The organism is Pseudomonas sp. NPDC098747 (assembly GCF_044760045.1).
Taxonomy (GTDB): Bacteria; Pseudomonadota; Gammaproteobacteria; order Pseudomonadales; family Pseudomonadaceae; genus Aquipseudomonas.
On record NZ_JBIWAL010000022.1, the window covers coordinates 68906 to 82632 of the forward strand.

13 protein-coding genes and 1 pseudogene are annotated in these 13727 nt (G+C 62.1%); 4 read left to right on the forward strand and 10 right to left on the reverse strand.

Translation table 11 applies throughout. The features are described from left to right. Nucleotides 1–119 precede the first annotated feature (119 nt). From ACIQVE_RS15600 to cbiE, 10 genes are all read right to left on the reverse strand, one after another. Nucleotides 120–1496: a PepSY-associated TM helix domain-containing protein gene (locus ACIQVE_RS15600; RefSeq protein ID WP_402809826.1), complete on the reverse strand. Its 1377-nt coding sequence runs from the start codon at nucleotides 1494–1496 to the stop codon at nucleotides 120–122. A 150-nt stretch (nucleotides 1497–1646) separates the two neighbouring features. Continuing rightward, nucleotides 1647–3767, reverse strand: coding sequence for a TonB-dependent copper receptor (locus ACIQVE_RS15605; protein ID WP_402809828.1), 2121 nt, complete (start codon nucleotides 3765–3767; stop codon nucleotides 1647–1649). Between the two features lie 84 nt (nucleotides 3768–3851). Next, nucleotides 3852–4283, reverse strand: a complete 432-nt coding sequence (locus tag ACIQVE_RS15610; RefSeq protein WP_402809831.1) for a DUF2946 domain-containing protein — start codon at nucleotides 4281–4283, stop codon at nucleotides 3852–3854. A 21-nt stretch (nucleotides 4284–4304) separates the two neighbouring features. Then, the gene (locus ACIQVE_RS15615; protein WP_402809832.1) at nucleotides 4305–4784 is read right to left on the reverse strand and encodes a copper chaperone PCu(A)C; all 480 of its coding nucleotides are present in this window, start codon (nucleotides 4782–4784) and stop codon (nucleotides 4305–4307) included. A gap of 48 nt (nucleotides 4785–4832) precedes the next feature. Beyond that, complete coding sequence (locus ACIQVE_RS15620) at nucleotides 4833–5231, reverse strand: DUF2946 domain-containing protein (protein WP_402809835.1); 399 nt, start codon at nucleotides 5229–5231, stop codon at nucleotides 4833–4835. A 112-nt stretch (nucleotides 5232–5343) separates the two neighbouring features. Continuing rightward, nucleotides 5344–5667 (reverse strand): DNA-binding protein, encoded by a 324-nt coding sequence (locus tag ACIQVE_RS15625; protein ID WP_186531614.1) that lies wholly within the window; start codon nucleotides 5665–5667, stop codon nucleotides 5344–5346. Nucleotides 5668–5671: 4 nt separating this feature from the next. Continuing rightward, a complete protein-coding gene (locus tag ACIQVE_RS15630) occupies nucleotides 5672–6007 on the reverse strand; it encodes a type II toxin-antitoxin system RelE/ParE family toxin (protein ID WP_402809837.1) in 336 nt (111 codons plus the stop codon). A 56-nt stretch (nucleotides 6008–6063) separates the two neighbouring features. Beyond that, nucleotides 6064–6789 (reverse strand): cobalt-precorrin-6A reductase, encoded by a 726-nt coding sequence (locus tag ACIQVE_RS15635; protein WP_402809840.1) that lies wholly within the window; start codon nucleotides 6787–6789, stop codon nucleotides 6064–6066. Further along, nucleotides 6786–7883: a cobalt-precorrin-5B (C(1))-methyltransferase gene (locus ACIQVE_RS15640; RefSeq protein WP_402809842.1), complete on the reverse strand. Its 1098-nt coding sequence runs from the start codon at nucleotides 7881–7883 to the stop codon at nucleotides 6786–6788. Before ACIQVE_RS15640 ends, ACIQVE_RS15635 begins: the two co-directional genes overlap by 4 nt. Further along, entirely contained in the window at nucleotides 7876–9087 is a 1212-nt protein-coding gene (gene cbiE, locus ACIQVE_RS15645) for a precorrin-6y C5,15-methyltransferase (decarboxylating) subunit CbiE (RefSeq protein ID WP_402809845.1), read from the reverse strand. The genes ACIQVE_RS15640 and cbiE overlap by 8 nt, the downstream gene beginning before the upstream one ends. A 132-nt stretch (nucleotides 9088–9219) precedes the next feature. Between cbiE and cobG the strand changes: the two are divergent. The 4 genes and pseudogenes from cobG (at nucleotide 9220) to cobJ (ending at nucleotide 13582) form a co-directional block, all read left to right on the forward strand. Further along, nucleotides 9220–10532, forward strand: a pseudogene (cobG, locus tag ACIQVE_RS15650) (precorrin-3B synthase). Then, a complete protein-coding gene (locus ACIQVE_RS15655) occupies nucleotides 10525–11151 on the forward strand; it encodes a precorrin-8X methylmutase (RefSeq protein WP_053116894.1) in 627 nt (208 codons plus the stop codon). The pseudogene cobG and the gene ACIQVE_RS15655 overlap by 8 nt, the downstream one beginning before the upstream one ends. Continuing rightward, a complete protein-coding gene (locus tag ACIQVE_RS15660) occupies nucleotides 11148–11882 on the forward strand; it encodes a precorrin-2 C(20)-methyltransferase (protein ID WP_402809848.1) in 735 nt (244 codons plus the stop codon). Before ACIQVE_RS15655 ends, ACIQVE_RS15660 begins: the two co-directional genes overlap by 4 nt. Beyond that, the gene (gene cobJ / locus ACIQVE_RS15665) at nucleotides 11882–13582 is read left to right on the forward strand and encodes a precorrin-3B C(17)-methyltransferase (protein WP_402809851.1); all 1701 of its coding nucleotides are present in this window, start codon (nucleotides 11882–11884) and stop codon (nucleotides 13580–13582) included. The genes ACIQVE_RS15660 and cobJ overlap by 1 nt, the downstream gene beginning before the upstream one ends. Nucleotides 13583–13727 lie beyond the last annotated feature (145 nt).

Below are 13727 nucleotides of genomic sequence, written 5' to 3' on the forward strand. Positions count from 1 at the left end.
TGCTCGCGAAGAGGCCGTGTCTGCCAACATCATCGTTGAACGACACGCCGCACTTCGCGAGCAAGCTCGCTCCCACAATTTGATCTGTGTCTACTCAGCAGAATGGGCCGCGCAGGCACTTATAAAGACGAAGCCGATTCAGCCTGGCTGCCAAACCGCGACAGCAGCAGTCGATCCAGCAACCACACCACCACCAGCGAAGCTCCCACCAGCGGAAAAATTACCGCGAGTGCGAGCATGATCATCACGCCGGTTTTCCATTTCGGCAGGTCATGACGCAGCGGTGGCACACCGAACTTGCCCTGTGGCCGGCGCTTCCACCAGATCACCACGCCACTGACGGCGCTGAGCAGAATCATCAGGCAGATCAGCAGCACGACGATCTGGTTGAAGGTGCCGAACATCTTGCCTTCGTGCAGCATCACGCCGATTTCCGTGGCCCGTGCCACCGTGCCGTAATGCTCGAAACGCACGTCCGCGAGGACCTTACCGGTGTATTGATCGACATGCAGCGTGGCGTCATTGCGCGGGTCATCGGCGAACACGGCGATGGTGAACACGCCGGTGGCGGTGGTCGGCAGGGTGATGCTGTAGCCCGGCTCGACTTTGCGTTCAGTGGCGATGTTCTGCACATCTTGCAGGCTGATGCTCGGCGCGGCCGGGCCGGCAGGGGCGGCGCCGTGGGCCATGTGTTCGGCGTGGTCGCCGGACATCGGCATCGGCGTGTTTTCCATCGCCCATGGCACGGTCTGGCGGGTGGCGCTGTTGAGGCTGCGAGCCTCGACGTCGGAGGTCGGCACGTTTTCCCACATCGCTGCCGGGAACACGTTCCACACCTGCGCGTATTGCTTGCCCCAGAAACCGGTCCAGGTCATGCCGCTGAGCAGCATCACCAGCAGCAATGTCGCGCCCCAGAACCCGGTGACCGCGTGCAGATCACGCCACAACACGCGGCCGCGACTGTTCAGACGTGGCCACAGAATCCCCGCCGCCTGACCGCGCGGCCACCACAGGAAAACCCCCGACACCACCAGCACCACGCCCCAACCAGCGGCCATTTCGATGAGTCGGTCACCGACGGTGCCGATCATCAATTCGCCGTGGATGGCGCGGGCGATGGCTTGCAGATTCTGCTTGGCATCCTGTTCGCCGAGGATGTCGCCGTAATACGGATCGACGAACACGTTCAGCTCTTGCCCGGCATTGGTCACGACAAATTGCGCACTGCGTTCGGCGTTTACCGGTGGCAGGTATTGGGTGATCTGGCCTTGGGGGTAAGCGCTTTTGACCCGTTGCAGCAGGTCATCGGCAGGGACGGCGTGATGACCGGCCGGGACGTTGAGCAGGCTGCTGTACATCAGCGAATCGAGCTGGGGTTTGAACAGGTAAATGATGCCTGTCAACGCCAGCATCACCATGAACGGCGCGACGAACAATCCGGCATAAAAATGCCAACGCCAGGCCAGGTTGTAGAAATTCGGTTTGGGCTTTTGCATCACGTTTGCTCCGCTTGGCGAATCTTTTAGTTGTCTGCAATCCCTGTGGGAGCGAGCTTGCTCGCGAAAGCGTCATATCAGGCGACATCAATGTCGGCTGTAACGCCCCCTTCGCGAGCAAGCTCGCTCCCACAGGGTGGGTGTTGACTGTCAGAAACTCATGTCCACCTTGGTCCAGAGCGTACGCCCCGGCTCATTGATGGCTTGCGGGTCGTTGGCCGGGTAGCCGAAACCGGCGTTGCCCGCCAGGTTCAGGTGTTCGGCGTAAGCCTTGCCGAACAGGTTGTCGACGCCGCTGCTGACCTTCCAGTTTTTGTTGATCCGGTAGGCACCGTTGAGCGAGAACACGCCGAAGCCCGAACTCTTGTCGTAATCCTTGCCGACCACGTTGCCCTTGTTCTGGTCGATACGGTTTTGCGCGGCCACCACCCTCCACAGTGCGCCGGCGCTCCAGTTGTTTTCGCTATAGGTCAGGCCGAAGCGTGCGTCCAGCGGCGGCATTTGTGGCAGGGCCGAACCGTCGCTGCTGTTCTTGCCCCAGGCGTAGGCGAGGGTCGCATCGGCTTTCCAGTTTTCGGTGAGGTTGTACGCGGCGCCGAGTTCACCGCCCATGATTCGCGCGTCGATGTTCTCGGCGCGCGAAGTGCTCATGCCCATCATTCCCGGGGTGTAGTCGAAGAGGATGTAGTCGCGCACCACGCCGATGTACCCGGAGGCCCAGGCCTCAAGCTCGGCGCTCTTGTAGTTCACGCCGAAATCCAGCTGGGTGGTTTTTTCCGGTTTGATCGAGTCGAACGCATTGACCGAGCCGGCAGGCCCCGACTTCGGCGAAAACAGCTCCCAGTAATCCGGGAAGCGCTGTGCGTGGCCAATACCGGCGTAGAGCGTGGTCGGGCTGTCAGCCAAGTCGTGTTCGTAGCGGATGAAGCCGCTCGGCAACGTGTCTGCGCGGGTTTCATCGGCGGTTGGATTGGGCCGGGTCATCATTCCCGAACCAGTGGTCTGGCGATAATCCTTGGCCGAAGCGCGGTCAACGCGGGCGCCGGTGATCAGGCGATCACGGTCGGCGGCGTACCAGGTCATTTCGCTTAACACGCCATAGTTATGGAAGTCGGCGTCCTTGGTGTACGGCTGATCCTTATAGGTATTGATACCCATGCCGCCGCGCTTGCGATGCTCGTTGGTCTGCGCGTCGAGGCCGGTGATCAACTGAATATCAGCCCAGCGCCACGTCGCTTTGATTCGTGCGCCGAGGGTGCGGCGATCGACGTTGGACGCCATCGGCCCCGCCATCATGCCGGTGCCGGACGGTGTGCGCAGGGTGTAGTTGTCCATCACGTGGTCGGCGTAGTTGTAGTAGACCTGCGCCTCCAGCTTCTCCAGCACGTCGCTGATGTTGGACTTTTCGACGCGCAGGCCGAGGCTTTCACGCAGGAACTGCGAACCGTCCATGCCGCGTCCGGCGTAGCGGGCTTCGCCATCGCCTTTGCCTGCGGTGAGTTCGATCAAGGTGTCTGCGTCCGGGGTCCAGCCGACTGCAACGTCGCCGTTCCACTTGTCGTATCGTGAGGCAACGATGTCGTTGTTGCCGTCGCGGTAATCGTCGGAGTGCGCGGTGTTGCCGATCACCCGTACGTAGCCCAATGGCCCGCCGGCAGCGGCGTCGACGACTTTGTCGAAGCGTCCGTGGGAGCCGGCCAGAATGCTGGCGTTCACCCGCGTGCCGAGTTCGCCGAAGCTTTCCGGCTCACGGTCGAACAGCACGGTACCGGCTGAGGCACCAGGGCCGTAGAGCACGGTTTGCGGGCCTTTGATCACCGTGAGTTTGTCGTAGGTCTCCGGCGAGATGTACGAGGTCGGCGCGTCCATCCGGCCCGGGCATGCGCCGAGCATCATGCTGCCGTTGGTGAGGATGTTCAGGCGCGAACCGAACATGCCGCGCAGAACCGGATCGCCGTTGGTGCCGCCGTTGCGGACCAGCGCAAAGCCCGGAATGGTCTTCAGGTAATCGCCGCCATCGCTGGCCGGCACCGGTTGGCGCGGGTCTTTGGGGTTGGTGACGATGGTCAGCGGCGAACTTGGAGCAATCGCGGTAATCACTGTCGGACTCAGTTCTTCACGGTGATCGGTGTGATCATCGGCTGACACCAGCGGGGACAGCAGGACGCCGCAAAGGACGGCGATAGCGTGCCTGAAACGAATGCGCGATTCGTTCAAAGCAAAGGACGCCTGGGCAGAGCCCGAGCGGGGAACAGCAGAAAACCTGGACATGACAATTTCCATCAAACAGTCGTAAACGACACGGCCGGCAGCCTGAAGCTGTCTTCTCAACCGTGTGCAATCAGCGGTGGGTGTTTACGCTGTGACGGGCGGGGCGCGGGTGCGGGCGCCGGGGAAGAAGGTTTGCCGGGCGTGGCCCAGGCGTGGGGACGGTGAGGTGAAGGTGTTCAACTGCGGGATATTGAAGGCAGCGAAATCGCCGCCGCCAGTCAGTGCCGGGCAATTGAACAGCAGACTGCAATAGCCGCATTTTTCCCACAGCACATGCTGCGAGGATTGTGGCGGGCAATGGTCGGCGGAGGGGTTTGCACCATGCCCGGAGTGATCCATGCCGGGCATGTCCATCGACATGTCCATGCTCATTGGCGTGGATGTCGAGGCGTGCTGACCCATCGGCATCGACTGAGAAATCAGTGGGCCGATGAAGATCATCAACATGGCGAACAGGGCGATCCAACTACCGTGCTGACGGCGGTTGTCGATGGACCTGGCGCGAGGCGGGCGCATGGGTGCGATCAGCCGGGCTGATTACTGAGCGTGCGCGTGAGCCTTTGTATCTTCAGGCGGTTTTTTCTGCACGGCGACTTCGACGGTGACGTCCCCGGCTTTCTCGAAATGCATCGTCAGCGGGAAGCGTTTGCCGTCGCTGAGCAGGCTGCGGTCCGTCGGGTTGAGCAGCATTACGTGATAGGCCATCGGCGCGAAGGTCACGTTGCCGCCGGCAGGAATATCGACGCTCGGCACCTGCTGCATCTTCATCAGATCGCCCTGCATCACATGCTCATGCAGTTGTGCTTCGGGAGCGATCGGCGAGTCGACGCTGAGCAAGCGGTCGGCGGTTTTGCCGGTGTTGTGGATCACGAAATATGCCGCAACCGTGGGGGCATTGGGCGGTAGCTCCTGTGACCACGGGTGGGCAATTTCCAGTTCGCCGGCCTTGTATTCGTGGGCATGGGCGAAGCACGCAGGCGCCAGCAGCGCAGCGATGACGATGAATTTGTTCAACATGGCAGTTCTCCAGAACGATTTGAAACGCAGATTAATTGCGCGAACAAATCAAACCAGAGGGGAGGCGCGGGGGTTCAGGCTCGGCCATTGCTGACGCGGTGTGGGGGCTTGCAATGAGGCGGGCGCCACACTGCGATTGCTTTCGAAACGTGCGAAATACAGCTGCGGCGTATGCCCCGGCAGCGCCACCAGCGGCGCTGAGCCCGAGCAACACCAGCAATGCTGCATGTTGGAATGGGTGTCGTTGGGCGGGGCTTGCTGATCTGTGGTGCCGATGTTGATCGCCACCATTTTCGTCCCGCTGCCGGTACAGAAACTGCTCCACAACAATTGCTCGGCCGGTGAATTGGCCGCCTGCGCCATCGCTCCCGTCATCGGCATGGCGAGCATGTTGAACAGCACTGCAAAGCAGGCGATCCAGGCAAATGCGAGCCGTTGTCGGTTCATGGGACAGATCCATTGGGTGGGCGATCAGGCGTGGCTATTTAGCCTGATCAGGACCGATAAGTAAAAAAGCGTCGTGCGGTTTGGTGTCGCAGAGACCTTATCAACCAGTCGCTTAGCTCACTGGTACTGCATGAACCTCCATATCTACACCCAGCGTAGCTCGAATTACCGAAAATATTTTGGCCAGGTTGTCCATGCTCGGATTGCCTTTGGCTGACAGCATTCGATGCAGACTTTTGCTGGGCTTTTCAGTTTCCCTTGCAAGTTCTTCGAATCCGACAGTTGCATTGACAAGATCGCGCAAAATGATTCTGGCCACCTCTGGCTCGCCATTCAGAAACAGCGTTGCAGCCTCGTCCAGTAATGCCTGGGCAAATTCGGGGTCACGTTGGGCACGCTCTGCAATTGTATGTTTGTAGCTCCGAGTGAGCGCCATCAAATTACCTCCGGTTCTGTTCAGCTTTCTTTCGGATTCGAAATTCGGCTATCAGTGCTTTCACCTGTTTGATGTCCTGCTTCTGCGTGGATTTGTCTCCTCCACCGAACAAGATGATCAGTCGTTTGCCCTCTTGTACCAGATAGATTCTGTACCCGGATCCCCAGTTGATTCTGTATTCACCGAGGCCATCAAACCACTTGATATTGGAGGTGTTGCCCATTTCCAACCGTGCCAAGGCAGTGGAAACTCTTGCTGCGGCCTGCACGCTCAAAGTGGAAATCCAACGGCCAAACGGGCTTGAATCGTCTTCTTGTAGATATTCTTCGAGTGTGATCACAGTCGGCCCTGAAGGTAACAAATAGGTTACTTATCATGCAAGCCGTGGATCTTGCCTCAGGAAGTGAACGTCTCCAATTCAACAAGTGTTTCTTGAAGCGTCCAAAACTCCCGATCAACCCCCGGCAACCCCGGCCGCTTCAACACAATCACCGGCACCCCACGCTCCCGCGCCACTTCCAGCTTCGGCTCGGTCGCGGTGCTGCCGCTGTTCTTACTGATCAGCACATCAATCTGCCGCCGCTCGAACAGCGCCCGTTCATCCTCAAGCACAAACGGCCCACGTGCACCGATCACTTCGCAGCGTTCGTTGCCGGGATAAACGTCGAGGGCGCGCAGGGTCCAGAATTGTTCGGCGGGGATTTCGTCGAGGTGCTGCAACGGTTCGCGGCCCAATGTGAACAGTGGGCGGCGAAACGGCTTGAGGGCGTCGATCAGTTCGGCCCAGTTGCTGACTTCGCGCCAGTCATCGCCCGGCTGCGGTTGCCACGCCGGACGGCGCAAGGCCCAGCAGGGGATGCCGGTCTGTTGCGCGGCGGTGGCGGCGTTCTGGCTGATTTGTGCGGCGTAGGGATGGGTGGCGTCAAACAGCAGATCAACACCTTCGTCACGAATGAATTGCGCCAGACCTTCGGCACCACCATAGCCACCGACGCGCACCTGACAGCTCAGGTCGGTCGGCACACGACCCACCCCGGCCAGGCTGTAGATGTGTGGCGGGCCCAGGGTGCGAGCAATCGCCAGCGCCTCAGTCACGCCGCCCAGCAGCAGAATCCTTTTCATGCAAAACCTCCGGCATGGCCAACGACGCCGCCCTGACGATCAATCGCAAACACCTCGACCTGCACCTGCGCCGGCACCACGCTGCGGGCGAAATTCAAGGCGTGGCGACAGACTTCATCGCCCAGTGCGATCCCCATTGCACTGGCCATTGCCAGCGCCTGCTGGCTGGTATTCGCCTCACGAATGCCCTGCTGCAAATTCTTGTCAGCACCGATCGCAGCCGCCCATTCGGCCAGTTGTGGCAGGTCGATGCTGGAATGGCGCGAGTGCAGGTCCATGTGCCCCGCGGCCAGTTTGCTGATTTTGCCGAAACCGCCGCACAGGCTGAGTTTATCCACCGGTACTTTGCGCAAATGCTTGAGTACGGCGCCGACGAAATCGCCCATTTCGATCAGGGCGATTTCCGGCAGGTTGTAAACCCGGCGCATGGTGTCTTCGCTGGCGTTGCCCGTGCAGGCGGCGATGTGCAGATAGCCGTTGGTCTTGGCGACGTCGATGCCTTGATGAATCGAGGCGATGTACGCCGCGCAGGAAAACGGCCGGACGATGCCGCTGGTGCCGAGGATCGACAAGCCTCCGAGAATCCCCAGACGCGGGTTCATGGTTTTCAGCGCGAGGGCTTCGCCACCCTCGACGTTGACGGTGACCTCGAAGCCGCCGGCATAACCGGTCTCGGCCGCGAGCAGGCTCAAGTGGTCGCTGATCATTTTGCGCGGCACCGGGTTGATCGCCGGTTCGCCCACGGCCAGCACCAGTCCCGGGCGGGTCACCGTGCCAACGCCCGCACCGGCATTGAAGCGAATCCCCGGTTCGGCCAGCAGCCGCACTCGCGAATAGAGCAAGGCGCCGTGGGTCACGTCCGGGTCATCGCCGGCGTCCTTGATCGTTCCGGCTTCAGCGCCGTCGTCGATCAATCGGCAGAACTCCAGACGCATCTGCACCTGTTTGCCCTTGGGCAAGACGATCTGCACGGCATCGGCGTAAATTCCGCCGAGCAGTAGACGTGCGGCGGCGAGGCTGGTGGCGGTGGCGCAGCTGCCCGTGGTCAGGCCGCTGCGCAGGGGCGCAGGTTGTTCGGCGGTTTCGTCACGCATCGAAAGGTTTGACCAGATCGAGCAGGGTGATCGGCAACGCCTGGCGCCAAGTGTCGAACTCGCCGAGCGGTTGCGCCTGAGCGACATGAATGCGCGTCAGTTCGCCGCCGTAGCGTTCGCGCCAGTGCATCAGGGTGACTTCGCTTTGCAGGGTCACCGCGTTGGCGACCAGTCGGCCGCCGGGTTTGAGTTGTTCCCAGCAGGTTTCAAACACGCCTTCGCGGGTCACGCCACCGCCGATGAAAATTGCGTCCGGACGCTCCAGGCCCACCAATGCCAGCGGTGCTTTGCCGCGAATCAATTGCAGCCCCGGCACACCCAGCGCGTCGCGGTTGTGTTCGATCAATTGCTGACGGCCGTCATCGGCTTCGACCGCCAACGTCCGGCAGCTTGGGTGAGCACGCATCCACTCTATACCGATCGAGCCACTGCCCGCGCCGACGTCCCACAGCAGTTCGCCGGGTGTCGGCGCGAGGCGGGCGAGGGTGATCGCGCGCACGTCGCGTTTGGTCAGTTGGCCGTCATGCTGGAATGCCGAGTCGGGTAGGCCGGCGAGACGCGACAGTCGCGGAGTGTCAGCGTTGGCGCGGCATTCGATGGCGATCACATTCAGATCGGCAATCGGCGGGTCGCGCCAGTCATTGGCGCTGCCGTCGATGCGCCGCTCAGCGTCGCCGCCCAGATGCTCCAGCACGCTGATGCGACTCGAACCGAAACCGCGCTCACGCAACAATTGCGCGACTGCCGCCGGGCTCTGTCCGTCATTGCTCAGCAGCAACAGGCGCACGCCGCTGAACAGCTGCGCATTGAGCGCCACCAGTGGTCGGGCGACCAGCGACAGCGTCACGACATCTTGCAACGGCCAGCCGAGGCGGGCAGCCGCCAGTGAGCAGGAGGACGGCGCAGGCAGGATCAGCATCTCGTCGCTTGGCAGTTGCCGCGCAAGGCTGGCGCCGACGCCGTAGAACATTGGGTCACCGCTGGCCAGTACACAAACCGCGGCACCGCGCTGCTCGAGCACCGGCGCCAACGAAAATGGACTCGGCCACAACTGCCGCTCGCCGCCAATGCACACCGGCAACAAGTCCAGTTGGCGCTGGCCGCCGACGATCCGCGAGGCGCCCATCAGGGCACGCCGGGCGTTTTTGCCCAGGCCCTTGAAGCCGTCTTCACCGATTCCCACAACCGTCAGCCAGGGTGACATCTATATTCCTCTAAACATGCCGTTCCGACGGGCAGACTTTTCATGCCACCGGACAAAGCAGGCATAATACCGCGCCTTCGCCCGCGAAGCGCCTTTCCCACGCAGCCGGTCAGCCCCTTGAACGAACGCCCGATGTCCACCGCTTTACGCCCCTCGGCCTGTCCGGGGTTGCTGCGTACCGTCCAGGCATTGGACGGTGGCATCTGCCGGATCAAGCTCAATGGCGGTTCAATCAGCGCCGATCAGGCTGATGCGGTGGCCAATGCCGCCGAACAGTTCGCTGGCGGGGCGATTGAGGCGACCAATCGCGCCAATCTGCAAATCCGTGGCATCGGCCAGCAATCCGCTGCCCTTATTGACGGTTTGCTGGCCGCCGGACTCGGGCCACGCACCGCCGCAGGCGATGATGTGCGCAATCTGATGCTCAGCCCAACCGCCGGGATCGACCGCCAGATGCGCTTCGACACCCGCGCACTCGCCGAGCAGATCATTGACACGCTGCAAAGCCATCCACGTTTCCACGAGTTGAGCGCCAAGTTCGCCGTGCAACTCGATGGCGGTGAAGCGCTGGCAATGCTCGAACATCCGCATGACCTGTGGTTGTCGGCGTTCGAGCGCGATGGCGAAACGTTGCTGGCGTTTGGTCTGGCCGGGTGCCCGACGGATCGCGCAGTCGGCGCGGTGGCGCTGGAAAACGGTCATGCGCTGGTGGTCGCGGTGCTGGAGTTGTTTCTCGAACTGGCGCGCCCCGAGCAAACGCGCATGCGCCATTTGCTCGATGAACTGCCGATGCTGGCATTTCTCGAACAACTCAGAACGCGCCTGCCGATCAAAGCGATCAGCGGTTGGCAACGCCTGTCAGCAGCGGACGATTTGCACATCGGCGTTCACCCGCAAGACATGGATGACCTTGTCTACGTCGGCGCGGTGCCGCCACTCGGTCGCCTCGATCCGACGATGCTGCGCGGTGCCGCGCAACTGGCTCGCCAGTTCGGCGATGGCAGCCTGCGTTTCACCCCATGGCAAAGCCTACTGCTGCCGAACGTGAAAGCGAGTGACGCAGCCCAAGTGCTTGAAGCCCTGCAACCGCTGAACCTGCTGATCCGGCCCGATACGCCGTTGTCGCGGCTGATCGCCTGCACCGGCGCCAACGGCTGCGGCAAAGGCCTGGCCGACACTAAAGGCGATGCCCGTCGGCTGGCGACGCTGTTGCCACAGGCGCAAAGCGTGCACCTGTCCGGTTGCACGCGTTCGTGCGCCGCCGCGCACTGTGCCCCGGCGACCTTGCTGGCCGTCAGTGCCGGTCATTACGACCTCTATTTTCGCGATGCAGCACAGCCGGGTTTCGGCACGCTGCACGCACGCAACCTTACTATTGAAGCGGCCGCGGCACTCCTTATCGATGCTTGCCCGACGCCCGCTCCCGGAGCCCCCTTGATGCTTGATTACATCCGCGACGGTCAGGAGATCTATCGCAACTCCTTCGCGATCATTCGCAGCGAGGCCAATCTGGCGCGCATCCCCGCCGATCTGGAAAAACTCGCGGTGCGGGTGATCCACGCCTGCGGCATGGTCGAGGCCATCGACGGTCTGCAATTCTCTGAGGGTGCGGGCAAGGCCGGGCGCGAAGCGCTGGCCGCGGGTGCGCCGATCCTTTGCGATGCGCGAATGGTCTCCGAAGGCGTGACCCGCGCGCGATTGCCGGCCAACAACGAAGTGATCTGCACCCTGCGCGACGACAGCGTGCCGGAGTTGGCGCGTGAACTGGGCAACACCCGTTCCGCCGCCGCGCTGGAGCTGTGGCGTCCGCATCTGGAAGGCAGCGTCGTGGTGATCGGCAACGCGCCGACCGCGCTGTTCTATCTGCTGGAAATGCTTGATGCCGGCGCACCGAAACCGGCGCTGATTCTCGGCTTCCCGGTGGGCTTCGTCGGCGCCGCAGAATCGAAAGCGGCGCTGGCCGCCGACAGCCGTGGCGTGCCGTTTGTGATCATGCAAGGTCGACTCGGCGGCAGCGCCATGGCGGCCGCGGCGGTCAACGCCCTCGCCACGGAGATCGAATGATGCAGGCCAAAGGACGTTTGATTGGCCTGGGCGTTGGCCCCGGGGATCCGGAACTGATTACCGTCAAGGCTTTGCGTTTGCTGCGCGAATCGCCGGTGGTGGCGTACTTCGTGGCCAAGGGCAAGAAGGGCAACGCTTTCGGCATCATCGAAGCGCACCTGCAGGCCGCGCAAAACCTGCTGCCGCTGGTGTACCCGGTGACTACCGAAGCGCTGCCGGCGCCGCTGTCGTATGAACAGGTGATCAGTGATTTTTACGACGAAGCCGCCGAGACAATTGCCGCGCATCTGGATGCCGGTCGTGACGTGGCGGTGATCTGCGAAGGCGATCCGTTCTTCTACGGCTCCTACATGTATCTGCATGATCGACTCTCCACTCGTTACGAAGCGCAAGTGGTGCCGGGCGTGTGCTCGATGCTCGGTGGCGCGTCGGTGCTGGGTGCGCCGTTGGTGTATCGCAATCAGAGTCTGTCGGTGCTTTCCGGCGTGTTGCCCCATGAAGAACTGAAGCGACGTCTGGCGGATGCCGACGCGGCAGTGATCATGAAACTGGGGCGCAATTTCCACAAAGTGCGACAAGTGCTGGAAGAACTCGGCCTAGCCGGGCGGGCGCTGTACGTCGAGCGCGCGACCATGGCCAATCAGAAGATCGTGCCGATTGATCAGGTCGAGCCCATGTCGTCGCCGTACTTCTCGCTGATCATCGTACCCGGCGAACGGTGGCAAGGCTGATGACTCCCTCCACTCCCGCGATTGTCATTCTCGGTCAGGGCAGCCTGGCCACGGCCCGGCGCATTCAACAGGTGTATCCGACAGCGCAGATCTACGGCCTCGCCGGGCGTGTTGAAGGTGCTGACCGTACCTATCAGGAATTCGGAGCAACTCTGCGCGAGTTGTATCAGCAGGACACGCCGATCATCGCCCTGTGCGCGGCCGGCATTGTCATCCGCACGCTGGCGTCGCTGTTGCTGGAGAAAGGCGCCGAGCCTGCGGTACTCGCCGTCGCCGAAGACGGCAGCGCCGTGGTGCCGCTGCTCGGCGGCCTCGGCGGGGTGAATGTCATGGCGCGGGAAATCGCTGCCGGGCTGCAAGTCGCGGCGGCGATCACCACCAGCGGCGAGTTGCGCTTTGGCACCTGCCTGCTCAACCCACCGAGCGGCTACGCGCTGGCGGATCTGGAACTGGGCAAGCGTTTTGTTTCCGATCTGCTGGCCGGGCACAGCGTACGCATCGAAGGCGCGGCGCCGTGGCTCGATCAGGCGCAATTGCTGGAAGATCCGCAGGCGCAGCGCTCGATTCATGTCGGCAGTGCCGAGCGTGCGGCGAGTGCCAATGAGTTGCTGATCTATCCGCGCAGTGTTGCGGTGGCGGTCAGCGCTGACGTGGCGGATTTGCCGAATGTGATTCGCGCAGCGTTGCAGCAGGCCAACGTCGCGGTGCAGGCACTGGCGTGTCTGCTGGCAGCGGATACCGCGATGGCTTCGACTGATCTGCGCGAAGCAGCACTGGAGTTGGGTGTGGCGTTGCGCTTTGTCACGGCGCAAAGCGACATCGGCGCACTGGCGCGGCTTGCGCTGCCGGCAGCCAGGATCGTTGAGGCGAACGGTTTGGCCATCGCTATCGCCGAACAGCCACTGGACGTCGCGCACATCGGTCGCCCGCGCGGTCGCCTCGCGGTGATCGGCCTCGGCCCCGGCGCTGCCGAACTGATGGTGCCGGCGGTGAAAGCCGAACTGGCTCGCGCCACCGACGTACTCGGTTACGAAACCTACGTACGCATGGCCGGCCCGTTTCGCGACGATCAAGTACAGCACTGCACCGACAACCGCGAAGAAATGCAGCGTGCCCGCCACGCTTTCAGACTGGCGGCCGAGGGCCGTTCGGTGATCGTCGTTTCGTCCGGCGATCCGGGCGTATTCGCCATGGCGGCGGCGGTGCTCGAAGCGTTGCACGAGTCCGCTGATCCGGCGTGGCACAGCGTCGATCTGGAAATCCTTCCGGGCGTCTCGGCGTCCCTCGCCACCGCTGCCCAGGCCGGTGCGCCACTAGGCCATGACTTTTGTGTGATGTCGCTGTCGGACAACCTCAAACCGTGGTCAATCATCGAGAAACGTCTCGATCTGGCCGCGCAAGCTGATCTGGCGCTGGCGTTCTACAACCCGATCTCCCGCGCCCGTCCGTGGCAATTGGGTCGGGCGCTGGAAATCGTCGCGCAACATCGCACAGCGCAAACCCCGGTGGTGCTGGGACGTGACATCGGCCGACCGGGCCAGACCCTGCGCACCACGACCCTCGGCGCTTTAACGCCGGATCAAGTGGACATGCGCACCATGGTGTTGATCGGTTCTTCCACTACTTGCACTTTTGCCCGCGCCAGCGGGGGGGAATGGGTTTATACGCCTCGTTGGTATGGTGAAAAGCCGATCGCTTGAAAATTCGCCCGTTGATCACAAAGGTAAGTTGTAAGTAACTTCAAGTCGACGTGACATCGAGTAAATACTTTCGTGTTTAAAGTGCGATAGCCAAAACAAGGCCGCGACTCTTTCGGGTTCGCGGCCTTGTGCGTTTGCAGGCAAT

Coding starts and splice junctions, on each gene's coding strand:
- ACIQVE_RS15660 (WP_402809848.1), top strand. CDS start 11,148: ATGATGCAGGCCAAAGGACGTTTGATTGGCCTGGGCGTTGGCCCCGGG.
- ACIQVE_RS15620 (WP_402809835.1), bottom strand. CDS start 5,231: ATGAACCGACAACGGCTCGCATTTGCCTGGATCGCCTGCTTTGCAGTG.
- ACIQVE_RS15615 (WP_402809832.1), bottom strand. CDS start 4,784: ATGTTGAACAAATTCATCGTCATCGCTGCGCTGCTGGCGCCTGCGTGC.
- ACIQVE_RS15640 (WP_402809842.1), bottom strand. CDS start 7,883: ATGCGTGACGAAACCGCCGAACAACCTGCGCCCCTGCGCAGCGGCCTG.
- cbiE (WP_402809845.1), bottom strand. CDS start 9,087: ATGTCACCCTGGCTGACGGTTGTGGGAATCGGTGAAGACGGCTTCAAG.
- ACIQVE_RS15625 (WP_186531614.1), bottom strand. CDS start 5,667: ATGGCGCTCACTCGGAGCTACAAACATACAATTGCAGAGCGTGCCCAA.
- ACIQVE_RS15605 (WP_402809828.1), bottom strand. CDS start 3,767: ATGTCCAGGTTTTCTGCTGTTCCCCGCTCGGGCTCTGCCCAGGCGTCC.
- ACIQVE_RS15635 (WP_402809840.1), bottom strand. CDS start 6,789: ATGAAAAGGATTCTGCTGCTGGGCGGCGTGACTGAGGCGCTGGCGATT.
- ACIQVE_RS15600 (WP_402809826.1), bottom strand. CDS start 1,496: ATGCAAAAGCCCAAACCGAATTTCTACAACCTGGCCTGGCGTTGGCAT.
- cobJ (WP_402809851.1), top strand. CDS start 11,882: ATGACTCCCTCCACTCCCGCGATTGTCATTCTCGGTCAGGGCAGCCTG.
- ACIQVE_RS15655 (WP_053116894.1), top strand. CDS start 10,525: ATGCTTGATTACATCCGCGACGGTCAGGAGATCTATCGCAACTCCTTC.
- ACIQVE_RS15610 (WP_402809831.1), bottom strand. CDS start 4,283: ATGCGCCCGCCTCGCGCCAGGTCCATCGACAACCGCCGTCAGCACGGT.